General features: G+C 45.8%; 6 protein-coding genes and 1 tRNA gene. 6 read left to right on the top strand and 1 reads right to left on the bottom strand.

The genetic code is table 11. The features are described from left to right. Positions 1-631: 631 nt before the first annotated feature. Positions 632-721: transfer RNA gene (locus tag K8R76_02975), tRNA-Ser, on the bottom strand. 128 nt (positions 722-849) lie between these two features. Between K8R76_02975 and K8R76_02980 the strand changes: the two genes are divergently transcribed. From K8R76_02980 to K8R76_03005, 6 genes are all read left to right on the top strand, one after another. Then, positions 850-2175: a 50S ribosome-binding GTPase gene (locus K8R76_02980; protein ID MCD4847136.1), complete on the top strand. Its 1326-nt coding sequence runs from the start codon at positions 850-852 to the stop codon at positions 2173-2175. Continuing rightward, entirely contained in the window at positions 2172-2447 is a 276-nt protein-coding gene (locus K8R76_02985) for a hypothetical protein (GenBank protein MCD4847137.1), read from the top strand. The genes K8R76_02980 and K8R76_02985 overlap by 4 nt, the downstream gene beginning before the upstream one ends. Next, positions 2448-3716: a hypothetical protein gene (locus K8R76_02990; GenBank protein ID MCD4847138.1), complete on the top strand. Its 1269-nt coding sequence runs from the start codon at positions 2448-2450 to the stop codon at positions 3714-3716. A 38-nt stretch (positions 3717-3754) separates the two neighbouring features. Further along, entirely contained in the window at positions 3755-4900 is a 1146-nt protein-coding gene (locus K8R76_02995) for an NHL repeat-containing protein (protein MCD4847139.1), read from the top strand. 850 nt (positions 4901-5750) lie between these two features. After that, positions 5751-6080, top strand: coding sequence for a toxin-antitoxin system HicB family antitoxin (locus K8R76_03000; GenBank protein MCD4847140.1), 330 nt, complete (start codon positions 5751-5753; stop codon positions 6078-6080). 181 nt (positions 6081-6261) lie between these two features. Next, the gene (locus K8R76_03005) at positions 6262-6945 is read left to right on the top strand and encodes a hypothetical protein (GenBank protein MCD4847141.1); all 684 of its coding nucleotides are present in this window, start codon (positions 6262-6264) and stop codon (positions 6943-6945) included. Positions 6946-7506 lie beyond the last annotated feature (561 nt).

A 7506-nucleotide genomic window follows, 5' to 3' on the forward strand; every position in this document is an offset into this window, starting at 1 on the left:
TCAGGAGATGGAGCAGGTGAAAGATATCATCAGTTCAAAGAAGCTTCTGCTTGCCGATCTGCAATCGAAGATCGAGCGCCTTCTCGACATCTACCTGGATGGTTCCCTTACTCGCGACGAATACACCGCTCGCAAGGAACATTATATCCTCGAGAAGACAGCTCTCTCTTCTAAGATTGCAGAATATGAGGAAGGAGAAGCTTCGCGGTTTAAACCTGCACGGGATTTCATAAGTGCTTCCAATGAAGCAGGTTCAACCGCCTGGACTGAGAATCTTGAGGATCTGAAAGATTTCCATAAAAGCATCGGTTCAAACCTCAGAATGGTCTCCCCTCTTTCTTCGATTAGCTCACGGGGAATTGTTGCGGATGGACAGCGCAAAACCAGTCGGGGACAGATGTCCCCACTCGTGGACTCTGGGGGATTGAGCTCAAAGAAAGACAGCTCATCAGCCTTTATATCGATATTTCCGGACTCAGAATCCTCTTCTGCATTCGGACTCAAGTGTTTCAGTTCTCTCGGATCAAAATCAGATCCAGTTCTTGAGATTCAATATCCGATGCCGTGGAGAATACTCGCGGAACGCAAGTCATTTTTAGAGAATACGTCGATTTACGAGAAATTGGTGAACTGGCGGAGAGGGAGGGATTTGAACCCTCGGAGACGTGAATCTCATACGCTTAGCAGGCGTACGCCTTAAGCCATACTCGGCCACCTCTCCGCGTATTGAACGGGCAGGATTATTGTAAAGTAAGCTCTGCCGGTCAAGGCACATTCCCCATCGATGGCGATTTCACTATAAATATCATGTCATACTTGTAGAACATCGAGTGACAGATTGGAGAAATATTGCCAAGAGTCGAAAGACAGATAATCGGGATTTTCGGGCGTATTAACTCCGGAAAAAGCACTCTGATGAATCTGCTCACTCAGCAGGATACATCAATAGTAGATGCCGCGCCAGGGACTACGGCGGATATCAAGAGTGCAATCATGGAAATTCATGATCTGGGTCCGGTGCAGCTGCTGGATACAGCCGGTCTGGACGAAGAGAGTGATCTTGGAGCAAAAAAGAAAAAGAAAACAATCGCGGCTCTTGAAGAGGTTGATCTTGCTGTTCTGGTCATCGATCCGGTTCAGTCATTCCTTTCCGGCAGAATGTACGTTGAGGATCGTGTGTCCTCTCTTACGCGGAAACTGGGAAAATCTCTTGCGGTTGTCTTTAATATTCATGCTGACTTTTCAGGCGGTCTTGCCGGAACCAGAGCTTCTCTGGAGGAATCGATAGAGTATTGCAGAGCAATCCTTCCGGACAGGACGGGTACACCTTCGCTGAGTATCGATCTGTCCAACACTTCCAACGCTCTTGAACTGGTAGAATTCATTGAATCTGCAATGCCTGATAAAACGAAGAAAACCGAACTGCTCCCGTTTGTTGACAGGCACGGCCCGGTCCTTCTTCATATCCCTCTGGATGAGGAATCTCCAGCGGGAAGACTGCTCCGTCCGCAGGAAATGGCGATGGAGTATCTTTTAAGGCTTGGGATACCGATAGGACTGTACAGAACAGATTTGAAACTGGCCCGAAGCCGTTCGGAAACGATCTCTGAAAACGAATATGGGAAATTCATGAGGTTTCTTGATTCTTTGAGTACAGATCAGGGGGTTCAGCTGGTACTTACTGATTCGCAGGCCATCGATATCATGAGCAGCTGGGTGCCGGATGATATTCCTCTTACTACTTTCTCAATCATGATGATCAATATTACATCCGGCGGTAATCTGCATTTCTTCGCTGAGGGCGCTGAAGTTCTAAACTCCCTCAAATCCGGGGACAGGATACTGATTGTTGAGGCCTGCAACCATGACAGGATTTCAGAGGACATAGGAACAGTGCAGATCCCGCAGAAACTGGGAAAAGTCTGCCCTGGTATCAGAATAGACCATTCTTTTGGCAGGGAATTTCCGAGCCCTGCGGAATTGAAGGAGTATCGCCTTGCCATACACTGCGGCGGATGCATGATAAGCAGTCAGAAACTTGCTGCGCGGGTGCTGAGATTGACTGAAGCCGGTATTCCTGTTACGAATTACGGAGTTGTTCTTTCATGGCTGGATGGCTCTGATACGCTTGAGCGAGTCCTCAGACCATGGATAGAGAAGGGATCGGAACTGTGAGAATACTGATTATGCTGTTTATTGTTGTATTGTTTCTACTGGCAGGATGCAGAGGGGAAGCGGTGGACGAAATGGAGACGACTCCGGATTCGGTATCTGCCGGTGATTCGATTGCTCTTGAACCTGACTCCCTTTCAACGGTTGAAACTGTTCATACTACTCCGCAGGAAGCAATAACGGGAGCGTACAATCTTATCGATGAGGCAGGCACTGCTGTTGACGCCGCAAATGAAAGAACTGAAGAACTTGAGCAAATGATGGAGAATCTCTAGATGGCTGGATTACTTCTGATCTCGATGCTGCTGGAGATCAGTGTTCCCGTTTACAATCTTCCTGCATTATCCGATTCCTGTGAAATCATAATTGTGATGATGGAAGATGGACTTCTCCCAGAATCCGCCTGGTCCGGTATTTTCCCCTGGCAGAGAGAGGAATTCTGGACCCTTGCCTGCAGCGGGATGATGATTCAGAGGGCAGGATGGTCAGGCTATCTGCTTCTTTGTCCCCTGGGAGTGGGAGCAGAAATCCTGGAAACAGCGGAAATCCTTGCGGAAGCGGAGGTTACAGAGGACAATTCATCAATGTGCACAGGGATGCAGCTTCACCCCGTTTCGGACTGCCCGTCATCAATTCTGTTCTTCAGTGCTTCCGGTGAAGACCCTCCTCCCGATCGTCTACCTCTGAGGACAAGCACGTGGCTGCAGCAGGAATCCGATACGCTTATGATTAATTCCTCCACCGAAGGAAATGCTTTTTTCTGGACAGACCTGCCGGATTCAGTCTCCCTTTTATCAGCAGCCTGGAGAGGTTTCGGAGAAGAGATTGTTCCAGCGGGAAGCACCTCTGTCAGAGTAGCTTTTTCATGCGTTCATGGAAGTGTTCCATCAAACCTTTCATATGTTGATGTCGATCCGCATCCAATAGATGATATGTACATGAATACCTGGGGACTTGCTCTCTCCATGGCAGACAGTCTCATCGCGAACTTATACCCTGTCATTCAGGATCCCGGACACCTTCTCTGGGTCAGGGGAAGCGGTACTGTTCCTCCATGGAGATACTCCTCTTCCCCCGCACCACCCACAGCCGCTGAATATGTAATAGCATTACCTGATAACTCGGCAATAGTCGGTATGCCCGGAATTGATGACCCTTCGACAATTCCGGATATTGCCGGGATTGAACTTCCGGGAAGGCTTTCTTCTACTGTGAATAGTGCAATTATTGAAGCGGTGCTTGAGAGAATAATCAGTCGTGATGTTATTTCTCAATTCGAGGATGAAGTTTACTTCGACATTGTCTGCGGAACTGGTGGTGAGGTTTCCATCTGGCTTGTTAATCAGGATGAAGAAGAACCGCTTGGGGATGATGATTTTCAGATGGTTCTGGAAACACTGAGGAACTCGATTCTTGTTCCGCCAGGGCATGTACTGATCAGAAACGCTGCGATAAGGGCATCTCTTCTGCAGGGGCAGGTGCAGAATCCTCCTAATGTATATGTGATATCAATGGAATTGATGAATGTCCTGTTTCCTGACTGATAGAGCGGAATTCAAATGCACTCGGAGGAAGTGAAACGATGAAAATAAGAGAATTTGATTGCCCTTCCTGCGGAGCGTCTTTAAGAATAAAGCGAAATCAGATGACTTCTACATGCCCTTACTGCGGAAGCTCTGTGATTGTCCCTTCAGAGCTTTTCTCCGGGACAGGAACGGTGCCGCATAAGATAACCGGACTTCCGATCACACTTAACACCGGTCATGTTGGTAAATTATTCAGCAGGATAATTTTTTCGATTGTTCTCATCACCCTGCTTACGGGGGGAATAGTCTTTCTCTTTGCCATGAAAACCAGATCAGTGATTGAATCGAGTGTAGATACATTCACAACGACCGCCGGACCTTCTGGTCTTCCGGTGGTTCTGGAATTCGGCGGAACCGGCATGGGCGCAGGGCTTTTCCAGAACGCCAGATACATCGCTGTGGACGCGAACGGACATATCTACATCGGTGAACATGAAACAGGCAGAATACAGGTTTTCGACACAAATGGCATTTATATCACGCAATGGAGCTTCGGCGATCAGGATGATTGCTATCTTCAAGCCATGTCAGCCTCAAGAAACGGTGAACTGTATCTGATCTACGGGAGCGAGTTACTGATTCATGACGGCATGACAGGCGAACTGCTTGATTCCCTTACACACCCGGATGGATGGGGATTCGATGATGTTGAGGTCTGCGATAACGGAAGTGTTGTCGCTTCATGGTGCAAACACAGTGACGATATCATAAGGTTCTCCCCTGAAGGCAGAATTGATCTTCTTATGAAGGAAGCTATCAGCGGTCAGAGTGGAGATTCTGAATTAAGTACCGATATAACAGTTGATGGCCTGGGAAACATCTTCGCATACGGTTCATTCAATGAAAGTATTTTCAAGTTCAGCTCCGAGGGAAGATTCCTTAATCGATTCGGAAGCAGTGGAGACCGCCCCGGTCAGTTCTCTTCCCTCTCATGCATCTGCACTGATCCTCTGGGTCGGCTCTGGGTCACCGATTTCAGAGATCTTATTATCTTCGACAATGATGGGTTGTATCTCGAAACTATCAATTCTGACTACAGTTTGTACGACATGGTGATGGGGGATAACTACCAGCTGTACGGAATAACTGTTGAGGATGTGATAATTCAGCTGGATCTTTCGGAGTATATTAAAGAGCTTTGATAGAACCGGATTCTATTCAACACTGTTTAGGAACAGAGCAAATACATTGCAGTGTAATTAACGCAGTTATCATATCGGATGATTTGCATATTACGTAAAACTGTTTTATCATGCAGGTTCAGTCATATATCGGACGGGTTGGAGGTTGAGCAGTATGAGCAAGAGCAGAGATATGAAGAAAGAAAGCAAGTTGAAGCCGAAAAAAAGTCTCAAAGAGAAACGAGCTGAGAAGAAACTCAAGAAGAAGTAGAATAAGAAAACCAGAAAAAGTACTGTGAGATATGCAGGACTTTTGATTTTACTCTGTATCTCTGTCTCAGCAGGACAGATGATAACGTTTGAAGCAGAGATCGAAAAATAACAGCCTCTCCGAAACACTTGATTTCTCATGATATATTCTCTTGAGGATTCTCCTGACATCACTTCTCCCTTTATACATCTACACTGGTCCGCATAGTCAACTATGGGTCAACAATTTCGGAGACCTGATTATCTCCGATATAACATCCGTGTTCACAGATGCCGCCTCAGCGACGTACTGTATAACCCATTTTTAGCATACAAAGAAGGGATTGACAAACAGTATCAATATTGATACTATATTCTATGGCAAAGCTAGAAACATTGATAATGAGAATGAAGGATAACCCAAAGGATGTTCGATTCCCGGATTTATGTAAGATATGTAAATACTATTTTGGGGAACCGAGACAATCCGGATCAAGCCATCATGTGTACAAAACACCATGGCAAGGAGATCCGAGAGTGAACATCCAGAATAAGAAAGGCAAAGCAAAAGCCTACCAGGTTAGACAAGTTCTTCGAGCCATAGAAAGGTTGAGTGAAGAAGATGCCGCTGAAAAATGATCATTTCACATATAGAGTAACATGGTCCGAAGAAGATCAGGAATATGTTGGTCTATGTACAGAATTCCCTAGCTTGAGCTGGCTTACTGAAACTCAGGAATCAGCTCTTGAAGGAATACGACAGCTTGTGGCTAGTGTTATCTCTGATATGAAGAAAAACAAGGAAAAAATACCAGTTCCGATTTCAATCAGGAAATACAGCGGAAAGTTCATGGTGCGAATTCCTCCCGAAGTACATCGCAAGATTGCTGAAATTGCAGCAGAAGAGGGAGTGAGTATCAACCGATTAGTAAGTGCAAGATTAGCAAAATAAAGTGCTAACAGAATGAACCTGACGCATGTAGGCAGGTAATTGTGCTGAGTGATTCCATACGCAGGTTATTCTGAGCGTTCTGCGTCATAGGATTTCTGGGGTGGGCTAGCTGTATCTTGACATAGAAAATAAAATACTCTACAATCTATTTGGGTTATTCTTCCGTATAGGGAGGTGTACAATGAAGGAACTCCTTTTTGCATTGCTATTCGTCTCCACAGTTTCTATCCTGGCTGACCCGCCTCTTTCTCTGAGTACCCGTCACGTTCAAGGAACCGGTCCGATTGCGATTGATGGGTTGGTTTATTCGCAGACTTACAGTTTTGAAACCCTGCTTAGCGGTTACAGCATTTACAGCGGCGGCAACCGCTGGCTCTGTGATGATTTCGAGCTTGATGACAACTATTATGTCACAGGAATACGCGTATGGATAATCTGGATAGGTGGGCAAGCCTCAATGATGAATCTGGTCATATCCGTAGATGATTCATGTGACTCAGACCCCAATACCAACACCGACGTATGGGTAGAGAGCGTACCCTGCACAAACACATTCACTGGCGACAGTAGTTGGGGTTACGACATCTACGATACCTACTGTACTATCAGCGCAGATGCATACCCTGATCTTGATGCGGACCTCTATTACCATTTCGAAACCCAGGCTGACATTAGCGACAACTGCTTCATTCTTGTAAGAGATTATTACATCGGTGACTGGTGCTGGTATGATGACGGTTCCGGTGCGTTTGTGAGGATCGAATATTTCGGTCTGGATCGTCCTGGTATGTTCTTTGACTTCTACGGAGAGCCTGTGAGTGCTCTGGAACCTGAAACCTGGGGCAGCATCAAGACCCTCTTCTAGAAATTTCTAAAAAGAGAATTCCCATGTCGCATTTATCAGTGGGTGGCACTTTTTTTTATAAGAGTTGGCGACCCTAACTGTTTCTTGTTGGAACACCATAATACCTTGGCTGAAGATGATTGCCTCCCTATCGGCATCTATACAGTATTCAGGACAATAGCGTAATACATACTAATATGGCGAAAATGCCCTCAGCGCCAGGATTCATATAGCCAGACAGGATTGGAAAACTAGCATGTATCATAAATTTGGAGTGATTATCAGGAGCGAAGACCTGAGATACTATATCTTTTGGAAGTGTAAGCTTCGCCTAAATCACGACATTTCACAGGTGGGGCTTCCCCGGATACCTCACGGGCAGTATCGGACGTTTCGTGTGGAGGATAACGTTAGAGACATTTTGCCTTTCACTGAAGTCAAAGCGAAGAAGACGAAGAGACGGAAGACGAAGGTGAGGAAGTAGAGGAAGAAGATGATGATGATAATGATAATGTTTGAGAACAACTACTAGTACACTGTACAACTTAACCTTTCGCATATAGAAAGTATTTGCTATATTAT

Source organism: Candidatus Aegiribacteria sp. (assembly GCA_021108435.1).
Taxonomy (GTDB): Bacteria; Fermentibacterota; Fermentibacteria; order Fermentibacterales; family JCC-6; genus Aegiribacteria.